This is a genomic window from uncultured Maribacter sp. (genome assembly GCF_947496775.1).
Classification (GTDB): domain Bacteria; phylum Bacteroidota; class Bacteroidia; order Flavobacteriales; family Flavobacteriaceae; genus Maribacter_B.
In genome coordinates this window covers 174,873-193,810 of the sequence record NZ_CANMDU010000001.1, presented here as the reverse complement: position 1 = coordinate 193,810, position 18,938 = coordinate 174,873, and the positions used below count along the sequence as shown (strand labels likewise).

17 protein-coding genes and 2 tRNA genes are annotated in these 18,938 nt (G+C 33.7%); 7 read left to right on the top strand and 12 right to left on the bottom strand.

Features of this window, described 5'->3' with window-relative positions; genetic code table 11:
• Positions 1 to 6: 6 nt before the first annotated feature.
• From lgt to folE, 4 genes are all read right to left on the bottom strand, one after another.
• Positions 7 to 963 carry a prolipoprotein diacylglyceryl transferase gene (gene lgt / locus Q0856_RS00910; RefSeq protein ID WP_298501745.1) on the bottom strand — a complete coding sequence of 319 codons (957 nt, stop codon included), beginning with the start codon at positions 961 to 963 and terminating at the stop codon, positions 7 to 9.
• Between the two features lie 91 nt (positions 964 to 1,054).
• Entirely contained in the window at positions 1,055 to 1,279 is a 225-nt protein-coding gene (gene yidD / locus Q0856_RS00905; protein WP_298472995.1) for a membrane protein insertion efficiency factor YidD, read from the bottom strand.
• Between the two features lie 39 nt (positions 1,280 to 1,318).
• Positions 1,319 to 2,800 carry a cysteine--tRNA ligase gene (gene cysS / locus Q0856_RS00900; protein ID WP_298501742.1) on the bottom strand — a complete coding sequence of 494 codons (1,482 nt, stop codon included), beginning with the start codon at positions 2,798 to 2,800 and terminating at the stop codon, positions 1,319 to 1,321.
• Between the two features lie 17 nt (positions 2,801 to 2,817).
• On the bottom strand, positions 2,818 to 3,498 hold the full coding sequence (gene folE, locus Q0856_RS00895; protein ID WP_298501740.1) for a GTP cyclohydrolase I FolE: 681 nt from the start codon (positions 3,496 to 3,498) through the stop codon (positions 2,818 to 2,820).
• A gap of 137 nt (positions 3,499 to 3,635) precedes the next feature.
• Here folE and Q0856_RS00890 point away from each other — a divergent pair, with 137 nt between their 5' ends.
• Entirely contained in the window at positions 3,636 to 5,441 is a 1,806-nt protein-coding gene (locus tag Q0856_RS00890) for a T9SS type B sorting domain-containing protein (protein WP_298501737.1), read from the top strand.
• 130 nt (positions 5,442 to 5,571) lie between these two features.
• Complete coding sequence (locus Q0856_RS00885) at positions 5,572 to 7,014, top strand: T9SS type B sorting domain-containing protein (protein WP_298501734.1); 1,443 nt, start codon at positions 5,572 to 5,574, stop codon at positions 7,012 to 7,014.
• Positions 7,015 to 7,064: 50 nt separating this feature from the next.
• On the opposite strand, the gene Q0856_RS00880 is transcribed toward Q0856_RS00885, so the two are convergent.
• Positions 7,065 to 8,567: an outer membrane protein transport protein gene (locus Q0856_RS00880; RefSeq protein ID WP_298501732.1), complete on the bottom strand. Its 1,503-nt coding sequence runs from the start codon at positions 8,565 to 8,567 to the stop codon at positions 7,065 to 7,067.
• 45 nt (positions 8,568 to 8,612) lie between these two features.
• Positions 8,613 to 9,935: a hypothetical protein gene (locus Q0856_RS00875; RefSeq protein ID WP_298472980.1), complete on the bottom strand. Its 1,323-nt coding sequence runs from the start codon at positions 9,933 to 9,935 to the stop codon at positions 8,613 to 8,615.
• Positions 9,936 to 10,030: 95 nt separating this feature from the next.
• On the opposite strand from Q0856_RS00875, the gene proS reads away from it, so the two are divergent.
• The 4 genes from proS (at position 10,031) to rpsT (ending at position 12,064) form a co-directional block, all read left to right on the top strand.
• The gene (proS, locus tag Q0856_RS00870) at positions 10,031 to 11,506 is read left to right on the top strand and encodes a proline--tRNA ligase (RefSeq protein WP_298472977.1); all 1,476 of its coding nucleotides are present in this window, start codon (positions 10,031 to 10,033) and stop codon (positions 11,504 to 11,506) included.
• Between the two features lie 76 nt (positions 11,507 to 11,582).
• A tRNA-Glu gene (locus Q0856_RS00865) sits at positions 11,583 to 11,654 on the top strand.
• Between the two features lie 39 nt (positions 11,655 to 11,693).
• Positions 11,694 to 11,765 (top strand) — tRNA-Glu (locus tag Q0856_RS00860).
• Positions 11,766 to 11,812: 47 nt separating this feature from the next.
• Entirely contained in the window at positions 11,813 to 12,064 is a 252-nt protein-coding gene (gene rpsT, locus Q0856_RS00855; RefSeq protein WP_298472974.1) for a 30S ribosomal protein S20, read from the top strand.
• 780 nt (positions 12,065 to 12,844) lie between these two features.
• Here the strand turns inward: rpsT and Q0856_RS00850 are convergent.
• Both Q0856_RS00850 and rho read right to left on the bottom strand, forming a co-directional pair.
• Complete coding sequence (locus tag Q0856_RS00850) at positions 12,845 to 13,507, bottom strand: hypothetical protein (protein ID WP_298501729.1); 663 nt, start codon at positions 13,505 to 13,507, stop codon at positions 12,845 to 12,847.
• Between the two features lie 194 nt (positions 13,508 to 13,701).
• Positions 13,702 to 15,423 carry a transcription termination factor Rho gene (gene rho / locus Q0856_RS00845; protein WP_298472968.1) on the bottom strand — a complete coding sequence of 574 codons (1,722 nt, stop codon included), beginning with the start codon at positions 15,421 to 15,423 and terminating at the stop codon, positions 13,702 to 13,704.
• Positions 15,424 to 15,624: 201 nt separating this feature from the next.
• On the opposite strand from rho, the gene Q0856_RS00840 reads away from it, so the two are divergent.
• Positions 15,625 to 16,035: a DUF4293 domain-containing protein gene (locus Q0856_RS00840; RefSeq protein ID WP_298472965.1), complete on the top strand. Its 411-nt coding sequence runs from the start codon at positions 15,625 to 15,627 to the stop codon at positions 16,033 to 16,035.
• 53 nt (positions 16,036 to 16,088) lie between these two features.
• Here the strand turns inward: Q0856_RS00840 and Q0856_RS00835 are convergent, their stop codons facing one another.
• The 4 genes from Q0856_RS00835 to Q0856_RS00820 form a co-directional block, all read right to left on the bottom strand.
• Entirely contained in the window at positions 16,089 to 16,682 is a 594-nt protein-coding gene (locus tag Q0856_RS00835; RefSeq protein ID WP_298472963.1) for a YkgJ family cysteine cluster protein, read from the bottom strand.
• Positions 16,683 to 16,866: 184 nt separating this feature from the next.
• Positions 16,867 to 17,304 (bottom strand): DUF1801 domain-containing protein, encoded by a 438-nt coding sequence (locus tag Q0856_RS00830; protein ID WP_298472960.1) that lies wholly within the window; start codon positions 17,302 to 17,304, stop codon positions 16,867 to 16,869.
• A gap of 300 nt (positions 17,305 to 17,604) precedes the next feature.
• Positions 17,605 to 18,051, bottom strand: coding sequence for a hypothetical protein (locus Q0856_RS00825; protein WP_298501726.1), 447 nt, complete (start codon positions 18,049 to 18,051; stop codon positions 17,605 to 17,607).
• Between the two features lie 204 nt (positions 18,052 to 18,255).
• Positions 18,256 to 18,849 carry an RNA polymerase sigma-70 factor gene (locus tag Q0856_RS00820; protein WP_298472954.1) on the bottom strand — a complete coding sequence of 198 codons (594 nt, stop codon included), beginning with the start codon at positions 18,847 to 18,849 and terminating at the stop codon, positions 18,256 to 18,258.
• Positions 18,850 to 18,938: the final 89 nt, after the last annotated feature.

Here is an 18,938-nt window from a genome sequence, read left to right as displayed (position 1 = left end):
ATTGGGTTATACTTTTCTAGGTTTAAACATAAAAAATAAACCTACAATTATAAATGGAATACTTAACCATTGGCCGGTAGATAAAAGTCCTAAAGACTCCTCAAAACCACCTTGGCTTTTCTTAACAAATTCTACAATAAAACGAATAGTCCATAGAAGAACCAAAAACAAGCCTAAAAGATATCCTGGTTTGTTTTTCTTATCTGTTTTCCAATAAAGAAAATATAGGATTACAAAAACAAAAATATAGCATATGCCTTCGTATAATTGCGCAGGGTGTCTGTACGGAATTTCAGCTAGGTATTGAGAAAATTCTGGATTATTCTCTATCGCATCATATGCTGCGGTTAATGTTTTTTCTTTAGTAATAGCTAATGCTTTGCTAGGGTGTAAATCATCCGAGTCTCTTATAAACCTTGTGGCAAATATAAAAGACTCTTCTACAGGTTTTCCATTAATCTCGGAGTTAAAAAAGTTTCCTAAACGAACACAAAAAGCCCCTATGGAAACAGGAACAACTAATCTGTCTAGTATCCATAGAATTTTAAACTCCGGATATTTTCTGGTGTATAAATACATACCAATGATAATACCAAGGGTAGCTCCATGACTTGCTAGTCCAGTAAAGCCAGTAAATTCGTACCCATTAATAAGACCAAATAATTTTTCACCAGCACTTTCTCGAATGGGAAGTAATATTTCTAATAAATGATTTTGATAGTATGGCCAATCATAGAAAAAAACATGACCTAAGCGAGCTCCTAACATAGTAGCTAAAACGGTGTAAATAAAAAGAGAATCTAATTGTTCAACAGTTTTCTTTTCATTTAGGAATATCTTTTTCATTAAGTACCATCCTAGAGCAAATGAGGTTATCCATAATAAATTGTAATATTTAATTTGAATGAAACCAATATTGAAAAGAGTTTCATTTGGATTCCAAGTGATACCTAAGAAAAACATACGATATTATTTTTTTGAACGACTAAGATAAGTATTTACGTCAATGTAACCTTAAAAAGAAATGTTAGTATTTCTTAAAGTTGCAAATTAATTATGGCACCGGGTCATAGCCTTTGCCTCCCCATGGATTGCAGCTAAAAATACGTTTTGTGGCTAACCAACCGCCTCTAAATAGACCATGTTTTTTTAAAGCTTCTAATGTATATTGCGAGCAGGTAGGGGAATATCGGCATGTTGCTGGTGTAAATGGAGATATCGCTGTTTGGTAAAACCTCACTAAAAATACAAAAGGAGCAATGAGTATTTTTTTTATCATGCTATTTAGCCATTTTTAGTGAGGTTTCTTTAAGGTAATTTAGGAAACATTAAATGTAGTTCCTTCTTTTCCGTCTTTTAGTTCAATACCCATTTCGGCTAGTTGATTTCTGATTTTGTCCGATGTTGCAAAATCTTTATTTTCTCTAGCTTCTTTTCTGAGTTCTATTAACAACTCTACGACACCTTCTAATTTGTTACTTCCATCATTGGAGTTGTTTTTATTTTCTAAACCGAGTACATCAAAAACAAAACTATGTAAAGTTGTTTTTAAAATATCTTTATCAGCCTTACTAATACTTTCCTTTTCTTCTTTAATCAGATTAATTTGTTTTACAGCCTCAAACAATTTAGAAATTAGAATAGGGCTATTAAAATCATCATTCATAGCATCATAACAGTGTTGTTGCCATGCTTTAAAATTGAAAGAAGAGGTTTCTTTTGCTGGGAGTTTTTCTAGATTATCTATAGCTTCCATTAATTTGTTGTATCCTTTTTCAGATGCCAATAAAGCATCGTTGCTAATATCTAGGATACTTGTGTAATGCGCTTGCATCATGAAGAAACGAACTACAGACGGGGAGAATGCTTTGCTTAAAATAGTGTTTTCTCCTGTAAAAATTTCATTTGGTAGAATGCTATTTCCTGTAGATTTTGCCATTTTTTTTCCGTTCAGAGTAAGCATATTGGCATGTAACCAATAGTTTACAGGAGAATGGCCATTACAAGCCTCGGCTTGAGCAATTTCGCATTCATGATGGGGGAATTTTAAGTCCATTCCGCCTCCGTGAATATCAAACGTTTCTCCTAAGTATTTGGTACTCATTGCGGTACATTCAAGGTGCCATCCTGGGAAACCATCTCCCCATGGAGAAGGCCAACGCATAATATGCTCTGCTTCTGCTTTTTTCCATAAGGCAAAATCTTGAGGATTTCTTTTTTCACTTTGTGCGGCAAGTTCTCGGGTATTAGAAATCATATCTTCTAATTTTCTACCACTAAGTTTACCATATTCATGAGATTCATTAAAAGTATTTACATCAAAATAAACAGAACCATTTATTTCGTACGCAAATCCTTTTTTTATAATATCTTTTACAATCTCAATTTGTTCAATAATATGTCCCGTAGCTGTCGGCTCAATGCTTGGCGGTAAAAAATTGAATTTTTCTAAAATGTTATGAAAATCGATTGTATAACGCTGTACAACTTCCATAGGTTCAAGTTGCTCTAATCTTGCTTTTTTTGCAATTTTGTCTTCGCCTTCATCGGCATCATCAACTAAGTGACCAGCATCTGTAATGTTGCGTACATACCTTACTTTATAACCTAGGTGTTTAAAATACCTAAAAATCATATCAAAAGACATGAATGTTCTACAGTTTCCTAGGTGAACATTGCTATATACGGTTGGACCGCAAACATACATTCCAATATGTCCTTCGTTAATAGGTTTAAAAATTTCTTTTTTTCCGCTAAGAGAATTGTATATTTTTAATGTCTGATTTTCAGATACTTGCATTCGTAAGGGTGATAGTGTTAAAAATTAGTTTCTAATTTAATGAAGTTTAAGAATTCTTGTCTAACAGCTTTTTCTTTAAATTTGCCTCCGTATTCGGCTGTTACAGTACTGCTTTCTATATCTCTTATTCCTCGGGAATTAACGCATAAATGCTTTGCATCTATAATGCACGCGACATCTTCAGTACCTAGGGCTTTTTGTAATTCTCTAACAATTTGAATGTTTAATCTTTCTTGAACTTGAGGTCGTTTTGCATAATAATCTACAATTCTATTCATTTTAGAAAGCCCCACAACAGAACCATTAGAAATATAAGCAACATGAGCCCTTCCAACGATAGGGAGTAAATGATGCTCACAAGTAGAATAAAGTGTTATGTTTTTTTCTACCAACATTTCACCATATTTGTATTTATTGTCAAAAGTAGAGGCTTTGGGTTTTTTTTCGGGATTTAGACCACCAAATATTTCATTGACAAACATTTTAGCCACTCTATTTGGGGTGCCTTTAAGACTGTCATCCTCTAAGTCTAATCCTAGAGTTTGTAGAATTTCTTTAACGCTCCCTTTAATTTTTTGTATTTTCTCTTCGTCGTTTAATGCAAAAGCATCTTCTCGCATCGGAGTGTCTTCAGAAGAGGCAATATGGTTATCACCAATGTCATCATACTCCTCATTCGTTGTGCTGTCAATTTTCATTTAAATTCAACTTTTAGGAAGGGCAAAGATATACATAATATGCCACTTTATACTATTCTAGGGGTGTTACACAACATAAATTAGTGTTAATAATATGCTGTAGTTATTTTTATAGATTCCAAATTTTAGCATTATTTATGAGCCGTTTAGGAGCTATATTGAGTTTTCTTTTTGTTTTAGGCGGATTTAGCCTTCATGGACAGGTATATCCTGACTGTTCAAATGCTGTTCCGATATGTAACAATACGCCTGTAAATGGAGGTACTGTTGGGTATGGTGTAGATGATTTTAATAATGCAGAAGAGAGCGGTTGTTTAAGACGGACTATGTCGGGTTTTTTGGAAACTAATTCGGCCTGGTATAGATTTAGAACTGGAGCAAGTGGGCAATTAGGATTTAATATAGGCTTTGACGTTTCTGAAGATTGGGACTTTGCTTTATATAAAGCATCCGATTGTAATGCTCTAGGAGAACCTGTTCGTTGTAATTTTTTTGATAATGCGGATGCTAATTCTTTTATGGGTGTTGGTGTAGATCCAACTGGAGATGAAGATACTTTTTTATATGAAGATTGGCTGCAAGTAGAGGCAGGAGAAGATTATTATTTGTTGCTGAATAATTTTAGTAATACAAATTCAGGTTTTTCTATTCAGTTTTCTGGAGATATTTTTATAACAAATCCTTATGATGCTTTGGATTGTTCAATTATTAATAACTTATTAGGACCGCCAATCTCTGCCTGTGATACGGATAATATTGTTTTAGATGCTACAACGGTAGGGGCTGTTACCTACGAGTGGTTTTTAGATATTGGCACTGGTTTTTCTAGAATACCTGGAGAAAACGGACCTACATTAACGGTTGCGGTTTCTGCTCTTTATAGGGTTGTTGTTGTAATGCCTACCAGTGGAAATATAATTAGTGAGGCTCAAGTAGCTTATTCTCCTTCCCCTATAACTAATTCTTTAAATAATGAAGTGGTATGTTCGGATGATTCTGTATTTAGTCTGGCTTTAAAAGATGTGGAAGCTTTGGGGGGCCAAAGTCCAGATGACTTTAGGATTAGCTATCATTTATCGCTAACAGATGCTATGAATGGTGCTAGGGCAATGTCTAAAGATGTGATAGATGTTTTGGGAACACATGTAATTTATGTTCGAACAACATCCATAGAGAATTCTAGTTGTTTTGATGTGTCGGAACAATTTACTTTAGAAGTTATAGAAGAGCCGGTTTTAAACTTTCCCAATGAATTGTTTTTATGTGCCAATGAAACTTCAGGATTTATTGGTCAAATAATACCAAATACGAATTATTCTTATTTATGGAATACTGGCGAAACTACCTCTAGTATAGAGGTGTTTCAAGAAGGAGTTTATACTCTTACGGCTACGCAGACCAGTAATGGTGTAAGTTGTTCTAATACAGAATCTATTACAGTAGTAATTTCTGAATTACCAAGGATTACAGATGTGCATATTGATGATTTACAGAGTAATAATGTGGTTACGGTTACAATAGATTTAGAAGGTGAATATGAATATCAGTTAGATGATGGGGAGATACAATTGTCAAATAAATTTCAGAATGTTTTACCAGGAACTCATTCCCTAACTGTAATAGATCCTAGGGGTTGTGGGGCTGTTACAGAGGAGATAGTTGTTGTGGGTTTTGATAAATTTTTTACCCCAAATGCAGATGGATTTAGTGATATTTGGCATATTGATGGAATATATATATTGCAAAATCCGCAAGTGTATATCTATGATCGGTATGGGAAATTAATTAAGCATTTAAATGCTAACTCCGTAGGTTGGGATGGTACTTATAATGGAGTTGAGTTACCATCATCCGATTATTGGTTTAAATTAACTTATGAAGATGAAAATGGGCAATCCAGGACTGCAAAGTATATTAACAATCACTTTTCCTTAAAAAGATAGTTCTAGCGAGCTTTTCTTAAAAAAAATATGCTGTTCATCGATTAACGGTATAATTTTATCGTTATACATAATAAACCCTCTTTGCTACAGTTATAGTAGTAATCACTAGTATAATGTTAGCCCCATATCTATGCGATCACTTTTTTATGTAGTTTGCTTTTTTTTGTTTTTATCAATAAGTAGCAAAGCTCAAAACTCGGCAGACTGCAGAACAGCAATTCCTGTTTGCGCAGATGCACCAATTTTTTCCGAAGCCGATGGAGGAGGAGATATTGATGATTTTGACCCGGACGTAGTTCGGCAAACAGGTTGTCTTGAAAAAGGAAGCATTTCTTCCGCAAATATAGAGAACAACACATCGTGGTATGTTTTTAGGGCAGGTACCGGAGGACAAGTTGGTTTTGATATTGAAGCCTTGCCAGTAGGAGGTGCAACTATAACAACGGCGGAATGGGATTTCGCGGTATATGGCCCAGATGTGAATTGTGGCGATATAAGTAGTGGTGCTGTTGAACCTATTCGTTGTAATTATGAAGTAAACGATACAGGATTTACAGGAGTAGGGGTAAACCCCGAAAGTGGACAAATAGGAGCGCCATTTTTAACAGGAAGTCAGAATACCTATGATGAGTGGTTAGAAGTGCAACCAGGAGAAATATACTATATTTTAATAAACAATTTCAATACTAATTTTGACGGAGATCCAGAGCCTTATTCTTTGACCTTTACAGGTAGTTCTGTTGAGGCGGATCAGAATACAGCTTTAGACTGTACTTTGAGAGATGAGTTTTTAGGATTAGATATAGTTGCTTGCGAAGGTGATCCAGATATAACATTAAGTGCTCTTAATTCTCCAGCAGGCGCGGATATTGCGTCTGTTACCTGGGAAGTTGATTATGAGAATGATGGGGTAATAGATGGTTCTTTAGTTGGTACTGGTCCTTTTGGAGCAGAATTAGTGGTTTCTAGTCCTACTTCTGGCAGATACTTCGCGGAAATAACAACTATTTCAGGAACCCCTCCAACCGTAGAGGATGAGGGAGGAATACTAATAACTTTTTATGGGGATCCTGTTTTGGACCGAGTAGAAATATTAGACACCAATTTAACTATAGATCCGGATAAAAACAATATAGAAATTTTTGTGGAAGGAGATAGTAGTTATGAATACGCCATTAATGGAGGAGAGTTTCAGGACGATCCTGTGTTTACTGATGTGCCACCGGGATTAAATACAGTGGTAATAAATGATAAAAATGGATGCGGAATTACGGAGCCTATAGAATTTTTAATAGTTGCATATCCTAAGTTTTTTACGCCAAATAATGATGGTTTTTATGATACCTGGAATATATTTGGAATTGAAACATTGGCAAACCCTAGAGTTTATATATTTGATAGGTATGGGAAATTATTAAAACAGCTAGATGAAAATAATATTGGATGGGATGGTACTTTTAATGGTAAGGAAATGCCGTCTTCTGATTATTGGTTTCGTTTTGAGTATGATGAAGATGTTGCGGGTACCTTAGTTGCTAAAATAAGAAAAACACATTTTACCTTAAAAAGATAAAAAAAGCGCTTTTAGATAAAAGCGCTTTTTTTACATATTTTCATTTTTCTTTAAAAGTTAAGAGTGTAACTTAAAGTAGCATTGGTATTTATTCTGTTTATCATTGTAGGTGTAGTTATGCCAGTACTAAATAAACGTTCGCTAGAATCCTGTTCGGTTTGGTTTAAGGAAAAATCTAAACGACTCCCTCCAAAGTTGTATCCAATTCCCGCAGAGTAGCTGGTTAAATCCCCAATTAAATTATTATCCGCATATGGACTTTGTTGGTGACGATAACCTGCTCTTAGGCTTACTCTTGAAATTCTATACTCTCCACCAATTTTCAAAGTAGAAACGGCATTTAGATTATTACGAATGTTATCATTTTCAATAGAAAAACTGCTATCCGTCGTTGGTCTTAACTCTCCTTTAGACATGTCTTGGTAAACGTAATCAAAACTTAATAAACCGTCCTTACCAAAAATAAGAGCTAAACTACCGGTAAGTTTGCTTGGTGTTTTAATGGTGTAAGTGTCGAATAAATTAACAACATTAAAATTTATAAAGTTAATATTTTCATCCCCTAGGTCAGAGTCTATTCGTTGTGAAAATTCATCATCCAACCTATACCAAGTAGGAGATTGATAACTACCGCCAATACGTACATTTTTATTTAATTTAGCAATAGCTCCAATATTTAAAGATACCCCATTTCCTTCTGTTCTTAAAGAATTGTCAAAAATAGTTCGTTGAATAGGGGAATCGGAATTATATCCAGTCTCAGTAAATTCTTTATATTCTTGATAAAAAACATTATGAAAATTTAAAGAAGCGCCAAAGTATAAATTGTTTTGGTATTGAGAGGCTATGTTTAAAGTTAGTTTACTGTTATAACCAGAGGTGTTTTTTAATAATGCTTGGTTTATACTGTTGTATTCGGCTGTTCTTATGTATTGAGTATTATCATCTATTTCGTCTATAGGGTCAATAACTCCCCCATAATACCCTAGAAAAGCTTGTTGGTCAGAGAATCCTTGGTTGGCCCCGATATCTAAATAAGCATCCTCTAAAAACTCTCCTTGCTGTCTACTTATAGATCCCAAAGTTACACCTTGAGCAAAGTTTAAAAAATAATTATCAATCCCTTGTTGGCTAGTTCCTGAAGTGAGAATTTCGTTATCAAAATTACTAACAACATCATAATTAATAGCTAGAGCTATTTTTTTCCAGTTAGAGTTTCCGGAGCTTTTAAGAATAAAAACCCCACCTGCTTGGTTAATATTTATGTAATTTTCTTCTGTTTTGTTTCTAGTGTTGTTATAGCTAGATGAGTTATTTCTATCATAAGCCGTACCAGAAACTGTAAATAAGCTATTGTTAAATACAGCTGATCCTGCAGGGTTTACATTTAAAGCAGATAAATCTCCCCCTAGAGCTCCAAAGGCACCACTCATAGATTGAAAACGAGCAGTTCCTTGAGTGTTGTCTAAACTATATCGAAGTACATCTGTACTGTTTTGAGCATTGATAGTTGTGCATGCCAATAGTATTATGAAAGTTACTATTTTTTTCATTTTAAAAGTATTTATTATAATAAAATATAGATTTTGGGCTAGGTGTTATTGCCTTCTGCTGCTACGACCGCTACCGCCAGATGATCTTCCAGAACTGCTACTTCGAGAGCTTCTCCCTGAGCTGTAACTACTTCTGCTACTAGAAGAACTACTTCTTGCGGAGCTAGAACTTCTACTAGAAGAGCTGCTTCTACTGCCTGAACTATAAGAACTTCTACGGGGAGAAGAGCTTCTGTATGATTGATTTGTTCTAGAGCTACTTGTTCTACTAGATGGACTGCGGTAGGCAGATGTTCTTGGAGCTGTTCGTGTACTTCCAGAAGTAGTACTCCCACTTCGATATGTACTAGTTCTTGGACTGTTGCTTCTGTATGTTTGGCTTGTTCTAGAAGAGCTATTATATCTTGGAGTGGCTCTAGTACTTCTGCTCGTTCTATAGCTTCTATTTTGATCTACTCCAACAGATCTTCTTGTAGCGGTATTGCCTCTGTAAGCTTTAGAACTACGAGAAATTGTGCTATTTCTGTTCATTGAAGAACGTGAGTTTGTGCTTCTATATCTAGGTGAAGTTCCTCTTGCGTTTGCATTGGATCTACCTCTTAATGCTACACTAGATCGGCTATTAGCAGAGCCATTCCTATTGTAATAACCTCTTCTTGCATTGTTGTAAGCATAATTTCGGCTAGTATATCTGGTGTTGTATGGGTATCTATTGAACCTATTATATCCGTAATAATTGTTGAATCCATATCCGTAAGGAGGGCACCAAGCATTATAAAATCCTCCGCCAAAACCATAGAAGTTACCTCCCCATCCCCATGGGTTGTAGCCTCTCCAGCCATAATTATTCCATCCCCAAGAATTGTAACCACCCCATCCGAAGTTGTTCCATCCGTAACCACCCCAACCAAAGTTGTTCCAACCATAGCCACCCCAACCATAGTTATTCCATCCATTATCATGGAAAGTAATATTAACATTAGATACGTTTTCTCCCCAATTACCGTATCCTTCATAATCATTATCAGAAGTATAATAATCGGTTAATTGGCTATCTTGAATAGTGTCATTTTCTACTTGACTTGTATAAGAATCTACATCAGTAAAAATCTCATTGTCTAGTATTTCATCATATTGATTAGCTTTTTGACCAAAATAATCAGTATAGGTATTATTTTTTTTCTGAGTTTTTATAGGCTGCCTTTGTCTTTGTTCTGCTACAGCAACAGGAGTGCTATCTTCAGAATAAATACCGTCATTATCATAGTAGGACGCCTGTTGGTAGGATCCACAAGAAATAGTAAAAATGCCTAAAATCGCTAATGAAAACGCTGCACTTAGTCGAGAAAGGGGTAGAGAATGTATCATCGTTGTAAAATTAATTGTTGAACATAGTAAAAATAATTAGTTTTACCGAATTATTTCGATAACATAAACACAAGTTTTGTGCCAAACTACATATAATGGGTAAAAAATTAACGAAGAGAAGCGAGGATTATTCTAAATGGTATAATGAACTTGTAGTAAAAGCGGATTTAGCTGAAAATTCAGGGGTTCGTGGTTGTATGGTTATTAAGCCTTATGGCTATGCTATATGGGAAAAAATGCAGGCAGCATTAGATAAAAAGTTTAAGGAAACGGGTCATGAGAATGCCTATTTCCCTCTTTTTATACCTAAATCTTATTTAAGTAAAGAAGCCAGTCATGTAGAAGGCTTTGCTAAAGAATGTGCAGTTGTTACACATTATAGGTTAAAAAACGCGGAGGATGGCTCTGGAGTAATTGTGGATCCAGATGCTAAATTAGAAGAAGAATTAATTGTAAGGCCAACTTCAGAAACTATTATTTGGGATACGTATCGCAAATGGATTCAGTCTTACCGAGACTTACCATTGCTTATTAATCAATGGGCAAACGTGGTGCGTTGGGAAATGCGCACCCGTCTTTTTCTTAGGACAGCAGAATTTTTATGGCAAGAAGGGCATACAGCTCATGCTACGGAAAGAGAGGCTATTGAAGAAGCGGAACAAATGATGCATGTTTATGCAGATTTTGCGGAAAACCATATGGCTATGCCGGTGATTAAGGGTTTAAAAACAGAAAGCGAACGTTTTGCAGGGGCAGTAGAAACATATTGTATAGAAGCTTTAATGCAAGATGGAAAAGCTTTGCAGGCGGGGACTTCACATTTCTTAGGGCAGAATTTTGCCAAAGCTTTTGATGTTAAATTTGCGAATAAAGAGGGGAAGAAAGAGCATGTTTGGGCGACTTCATGGGGCGTCTCAACTCGATTGATGGGGGCATTAATTATGACTCATAGTGATGATAATGGTTTGGTTTTACCTCCAATGTTGGCTCCGATACAGGTGGTAATAGTTCCAATTTATAAAGGGTTGGATCAGTTAGATGCCATTTCGGAAAAGATAAATCCGTTAGTAAAAGAGCTTAGAGCAAAAGGTATTACGGTAAAGTATGATAATAGAGATACTCATAAACCTGGATTTAAGTTTAATGAGTACGAGTTAAAAGGCGTACCTGTAAGAATTGCTATTGGACAACGAGATTTAGAAAATGGAACTTATGAAGTAGCAAGGAGAGATACTTTAGAAAAGGTTACAGTTCCTGCGGAAGACGTTATTTCAAAGATTGAATTTTTAATGGAGGATATTCAACGTAATATTCATGCAAAAGCATTGTCTCATAGAGAAAGTCATATTACAGAAGTAGATACTTATGAAGAGTTTAAAGAAGTAATAAATGGCAAAGGAGGGTTTGTTTCTGTCCATTGGGATGGAACTATAGAAACGGAAGATAAAATAAAAGAAGAAACAAAAGCAACCATAAGATGTATTCCTATCGATGTAAAAGAAGAAAATGGAGTAGATATGATCTCTGGGAAGCCCTCTAAAAGAAGGGTGTTGTTTGCAAAAGCATATTAATTTAAAAAAAAATAAGTACAGGTGTTGCGATAGTGAAAAATAATTGTATTTTTGCATCCGCATTTACACAATGTATGGTCCGTTCGTCTAGGGGTTAGGACGCCAGGTTTTCATCCTGGTAACAGGGGTTCGATTCCCCTACGGACTACAAATGAATTCTGAAATATTGAATTTGAAATGTCTTAACGGTCCGTTCGTCTAGGGGTTAGGACGCCAGGTTTTCATCCTGGTAACAGGGGTTCGATTCCCCTACGGACTACAAAATTGGGATAATATCCCTAACAAAAACATAATAATAAAGAAAAGATGGCAAATCACAAGTCAGCATTAAAGAGAATTAGAAGAAACGAAGCAGTACGCTTACGTAACAGGTATCAGCATAAAACAATGCGTAATGCGTTACGTAAGTTACGTTCTGAGGAAAATAAGAAAGATGCAGAAGCACTTTTTCCTACAGTTGTTAGTATGATTGATCGTTTAGCTAAACGTAATATTATTCATTCTAATAAAGCGGCTAATTTAAAAAGCAAATTAGCAAAACAAGTAGCTGCTCTATAAGCTATACTCTTTACAAAACTATAGAAGCTCCCTTATATAAATGAGGGAGCTTTTTTTGTACTTAATTTTTTGAAATGGGCTTAATATACCTCATTCGAAAAAAGCCAATGATAAAACAGCTGTACATAAAAACTATTAGTGATAAGTGTAATGGTCTAATATTCCATTTAATAAAAATGTCGTATTTGTAGCAGATGAGACCCATAATAAAAGGATAAAAAAGATGAAATACAAATAGTCCTATGCTAATCCAGAATAGTAAATCGTTTGTAATAGGAGTAGATTGTCTGTTTTGTTTTAGTTCTATAAAATAAAAAATAGTAGATAATATTAGTACTATTGATGCAATTGTTAAAGCGTAGGCCTGAGGATATAAAACGAAACTTTGAATAAAGGGGTTTATAAAAGAGGTTATAATGTATAATCCAGCTCCGTATTTTATTATTTTTTTATATCTAGTTTTTTCTAAGGCTTTCCAAAAAATATTGAAAAAGTAAAGAAAAAAGATGATTTCCCAAATATTAAAAATAATATTATTATTAATCTTGTTTCCTTCTGAATACACAATTTGAAATGTTTCTTTATTCTTAATTAAGATTCCAAGAATTTCATTAGCGAAAGTGTATCCTATTATAATAGGCAGATATCTTAAGGTGGATTCAAAATATTTTTTATAGTAAACAATAGATAGTAATAACGAAATGCCGTAGAGAGGGACGAAAATATTCTCAAGAATTTCATTATATGTAATTTCCATTAAATCGATTTACAGTTTTGGTTCTATTGGTGTTGTGGTGGAGGTGCGCTACCACCTCTATTCATGGTTAAACTTTTACTTGCAAATATAGGGTTGGGTTTTACGAAATTAGGAACTAATGAGGCATGTGATTTTAAATGAGTTTTGCTTAAACCCAGTCCTCTAATTTCTTCAAAATTATCTAAAAGTAATATTGGTTGTGGTTGTGATTCACTACCACCAATGTAAAATAAATAATCTCTATTTTCTTTTTTAATAGTGGGCGAGAGTATAATTGAATTTTGCCTAGGGTGTAAAACAGAATCTTTATTTTCAAAAAACGGCTTATCTGGATAATTAGAAAAGTAAAAACGTAGAGTTGATATATCTACATTTGCTTTTTCTGCTTCATTTTCAATAAAGGCAAGATATTGTTTTATAGTTTGGTAGTCGTAAGAAACAAATCTTGCAACGTCGAACTCTTTTTCAATGCCAGAGTTTCTGTTTATAGAATCTTCGTATTTTTTAATTAAAGGCAATCTCCGCTCAGTATAATTAGTATACATATTTTGAGCTTCAGTTATGGGAATAATTTGTTTGGGAGCAACTATGTCATTTTTTTTAATTTCTTCTTGACAGCTGCCGAAAAAAGTAAACAAAATTAAGAGTAAAACGAAAGTCAGTAATTTTTGGATAATAATAACCATAGTCTTAAGTGTATTTAGGCATTAATAATACTACTTCAGAAAAATGGGGGATATTTCTCTTTGCTGGTTAAAGATATTAAAAAGGATTTAATCTTCTGTAATACAAGGTCTTTCTGCATAAAGTAAGACCTAGGTAAGGAATAAAAAAGCCCAATAGGGTAATTATTGGGCTTTGGTATTTATTTTATTAAGGTTTATTGATTCATAGTCATCAAAAACTCTTCATTGTTTTTAGTTTGCTTAAAGCGTTGTTCAATAAATTCCATAGCTTCTACAGGGTTCATATCAGCAAGATATTTACGCATGATCCACATACGCTGTATTGTGTCTTTATCTAATAGCAAATCATCTCTTCTTGTGCTTGAAGAGGTTAGGTCAATAGCAGGGAATATTCTTCGATTAGATATTTTACGGTCTAATTGTAATTCCATGTTACCAGTACCTTTAAATTCTTCAAATATCACTTCGTCCATTTTAGAGCCCGTTTCTGTAAGAGCTGTAGCAATTATGGAAAGAGAGCCGCCATTTTCAATGTTACGTGCAGCACCAAAGAAACGTTTTGGTTTGTTTAATGCATTAGCATCTACACCACCACTTAATACTTTACCAGAAGCAGGTTGTACGGTATTATATGCTCTAGCTAAACGGGTTATAGAGTCTAATAAGATTACAACATCATGACCGCATTCTACTAAACGTTTCGCTTTTTCTAATACTATATTAGCTATACGAACATGTTCAGAAGGTTCTTTGTCGAAAGTAGAAGCAACAACTTCTCCTTTAACATTACGTTGCATATCAGTAACTTCCTCAGGACGTTCATCTATTAACAATATAATTTGATATACTTCAGGGTGGTTTGCAGCAATGCCATTCGCTATATCTTTAAGAAGCATAGTTTTACCAGTTTTGGGCTGGGAAACAATCATACCTCTTTGTCCTTTACCAATCGGAGAAAATAAATCTATAATACGTGTAGATATAGAGCTTTGACGTTCTGCTAATCTAAATTTTTCCTGCGGAAATAACGGAGTTAAATGCTCGAATGAAACACGATCTCTTACGATTTGAGGGTCTATACCATTAATTTTATTAACCTTTATTAAAGGGAAATATTTTTCACCTTCTTTAGGAGGTCTTACATTACCAAGAACTGTATCTCCTGTTTTTAAGCCAAATAAACGAATTTGCGATTGAGACACATAAATATCATCCGGTGAGGATAAATAGTTGTAGTCCGATGAACGAAGAAAGCCATAGCCATCTTGCATTATATCTAAAACTCCTTCACTAGCAATAATACTATCGAACTCAAATTCAGGCTCTTTATACCTATTTTTTAAGTCTTTATCAAAATTATTATTCTTTTCCTGTTTTCCAGGACGAGGTCTTGGTGTATTTTGATTTTTGTGCTGCGGTGTTTTTTTGTGAAAATCTTTTTTATCGCTACCGTTATTCTGGTTTTGTGCTGGTCTAGGTCTAGGTCTAGGCCTTTTTTCTTCTGTAATTTCGGTTTTGGTAGCTTCTGCTACTTTAGGAGCATTAGTTGTTTCAGATACATCTTTTCTAGGTGTTGGGACGGTTGCTTTTGCTTCTGTCTTTACATCTTTAGCAGGTTCCGCTATTTTTCTTGTGATTTTTGGTCTTGGTTTTCTTGGGGCTGGCTTGGCAGCAGAAGTTTCTGCAACTTTTTCAGCTTGTACTTTAGGAGCAGGCGCAGCTTTGATATTAGCTTTACCTTTTGGCTCTGTTTTAATAACTTCTGCAGCAGCTTTAGGATTAGCGGCTTGTACATCCAAGATTTGGTATACCAAATCTAATTTTTTTTGTGTCTTGTATTTAGGAACATTTAATCCTTTTGCAATTTCCTGAAGCTCAGGAAGCTTTTTTGATTTTAAATCTGAAATCTCAAACATTAATTATGGAATAAATTAGTATGTCTTTTTTTTTGACTTATTTATGAAGTGTTGTTACTTGGGAATTTATTAAGGGAAAAGATTCCCTTTTTTTGGTAAGTGTTTTTCAATAACGTAACAATAATACAAATTATTTTTAAGATTGCAGGGTTATTTTTAAAAAAGACTCCTATTTTTGCAGTAGCAAAGGCAAATTACTTTATGATTCAAAGAATACAATCGGTTTATATGTTATTTGTTGTTTTACTAAGTGCGATACTTCCGCTGGTATTGCCTTTATGGAAAGATAACAAAGGAATAGAATTTTTTGCAAAACAAGACGTTATTATTGCAATAGCTTTTTATAGCATTTCGGCATTGGCTGTTGTTGCTATATTGCTTTTTAAACAAAGAAAAAATCAATTTGTAGTGAACAGATTGAACATGATATTTAATCTTTTTTTACTAGGATTTTTCGTTTATTGGTCTCTAAATTTATCCGGAGAAACTTTGGTTTCTGAGAAGGGTATTGGGATGTTGATTCCTGTATTTTCTATCGTTTTTTTAGTTCTGGCAAACAGAGCCATAAAGAAGGATGAAGATCTTGTAAAATCTGTAGATCGTTTACGTTAAACCTTATATCTTAGTAGTATTAGTGCGTTAAACCCGGGGTTGTTCCCGGGTTTTTATTTTTGTATATCTGGAAAAGGATGGTAGGCGTAATAATGTAGTACTTCTTCTAGAGCTCTTTTCAATGCTTCGTTAACGGGTAATATTACTTTTCCTAAAGTAAAATCTATTTGATTTAATTGCATGTAATATTCCGTAAATATAGGTACGCTTAAACCTTGAGTAATAGCTTTGTTGGTAGAGAGGTAGTTGTCTGTCTGGTTTTCTTTTATGGTTTTACAAGTGGTTAATCTTAATTTTCCATATTTGTCCGTGTTAGCTGCAAAACCAAATAATCTACAAATTAAACCTCTATACTTGTAATTATTGCATGAGCCCCGTTCAGTATTTGTACTAGTTGTATAGATAAAACAAATTTTATTCTTGGTTTGGCTAAGCAAATTTAGAGTGTTTTCTCCTTCGTTATTCTTAAATAAATGAAAAGCCCAAGGTAAAAACTCTAACGGAGAGGCTTCTATATTGGGATGAGAACAACACTTTCCGCATCCTGAAATACAATGAAGTCCTGAAGATTGAGCAAATTTTGCACTTTCCTTTTCTAATTGGAAGAATAGCTTTTCTACCAATTGCACTTTGTGCTCTATCGTCATTTTTTTGGGGAAGGTAGACTATATAAAAGTAGTAAAGAGCTATTCTTTTAGAAAAGAATGTTATAAGGAACTTAAAATTGTTTTTTTTCTCATTTATTTATCAATAATCTCAATACTCTATTATTGAGATTTAAATGTTACGGAAGTAAGGTTTTTTATTGGAGTCTTTGTTAATATGTTACTATTAATTTTTGCATGCCCCGCATTCATGATTTTCATTCAGATACGCGATTGTTTCCTTACAAATTTGTTCTAAGATTAATGTATCAATGTTAGCAAGTTTTTTAACATATATACAGGCTTTACCCATTTTAAATGTACCAAGCTTTTGGAGTAAGGTATCGTTCTTCTTTGTTTTAGAATAAATATATAATGAAAACTGCGTTTTTCTTGGAGAGAACCCAAGTACCGGCGCATCTCCCTCATGGCCACTTGCATATTTGTAATGATATTTTCCAAAGCCAATAATGGTTGGCCCCCACATTCTTGGTTCAAAACCGGACCATTTACTCATTAGTTTTATGAGTTTAAGACTATCCAATTTTTTTTGCTCATTTTCAACATAAGAATTGATAAAATCAGTAACAACTATTTCGGTAACAATCGTTTTGTTCTTCGCCATTCGATTATTGTGTTTGTTGGTTATATTTGGTACGGGTTCTGCTTGTATTTTTTATGTTGAAGATAATATATTAAGAATATAAAAATAGTTAAAAAGGAAGAGTGATTTAGAAATTCGACTTGAGATATTTAATGTAACATCTATTTTGTAAGCTACGTCTTTTTTACGGTTTTCTTAAAATTTGAATGATACTTAGGTTTTATATTATAGAGCTGAAATCAAAAGAAAGCTAGTAAGGTTTATAAGAAAATCGAAATATTAGTTAATTTTAAAAAAAACAGGCTACTCTATACAATGTAGCTATTGTTCTCTGCAGTTGTCCTTTATTCTTTTTAGAGCTTTTGGAAGTTTTGCTGTCGTAAATTCCAAATGCTCCTTAAGTACATCGATCTGAATAACCAGAGTAATTGAATCTGTCCCTTCATACAATGAATAATTTTCGGTGGCCCCGGACCACTTCCTTGTTTCATCAGTAAGGGGTTGTTCTTTGCCCTTTACAACACTTCCTAAATGCTTAAACTGTATAAATTTATTCGGAATATGCGTTTCGATACTACTAAAAATACCATTTCCGTCTGGACCAAGGAACATAACTTTGCTACCTTGGTTCCAATCATCGGTTACATAATGAGAGCCTTCCGCAAATATACCAGCCCAATTACGATAGTTGTTTTCGTCCCAGAGAGCTTTCCAAATTGTAGTTTTTTTTGCCTTGATATTAATCGAAAATTCTAATCTGTTAATCATAATCATCCTTTTTTTGAATTTGCAATTAACTTTTGTTAGGAATAGTAAAGATGGGGTAGAGGGTATGGGTTATTGTTTCAATTTGCTATTTAACTAAATGCAATTTTTTTAATGTAATTCTGAGTTTAAAGAATTTTAGTGGTACAAGTAAAATTAAAATTTGGTTCTTTAGTATTAGTAGTGTTATTAATTTTATTAAAAATGTTATGTTGCATTTTTAGGAAAATTGAACCCGAACATTAAAAAAAGAGAAATTTCTATTTTGCCATCTAATTTTTCTTTAAGAATAGAAAATGCTTTAGTAATATGAGCTTCCACAGTTTTTGTGGATATGTTTAAATACTCCGAGATTTCCATATTGGTTAACCCTTCTTTTTTACTTAAAGAGAAAATTTGTTTGCATTTGGGTGGGAGTTTTTCAATTTCTTTAGTAACTAATTGTGTTATTTCTTCTAATGTTTTTTCATCTGTTTTTTCAACTTCTTGATGTAGAGCTTCGTAGTATTTCATTTGTAAAAGCATAATGGATTTGTCCTTCTTAAAGGTATTTACAAACTCATTATAAACAGATTTATATAAAAAACTTTGAATAGTAAATTTATGGTTAAGTTTTTTACGATACTGCCAAGTTTTTAAAAATACATTTTGGACAATATCTTGTGCTAAACTATGATCGTCTATCAAGGTTAAAGCGTAAGCATGCAATCTTCTATGATATTTATCTAATAAAAACATATATGCTTTTTCCTCCCCTTTTCTAAGTTGATTAATTAGCTTTTTATTTTCGTTTAAATCCATTACTATTAAAATTATATAAAAATGACAAAAGAAAGAGTGAAAGAATGCGAATTTAAAAAAAAAATTAACAAAACATTAGGGTATAGGCA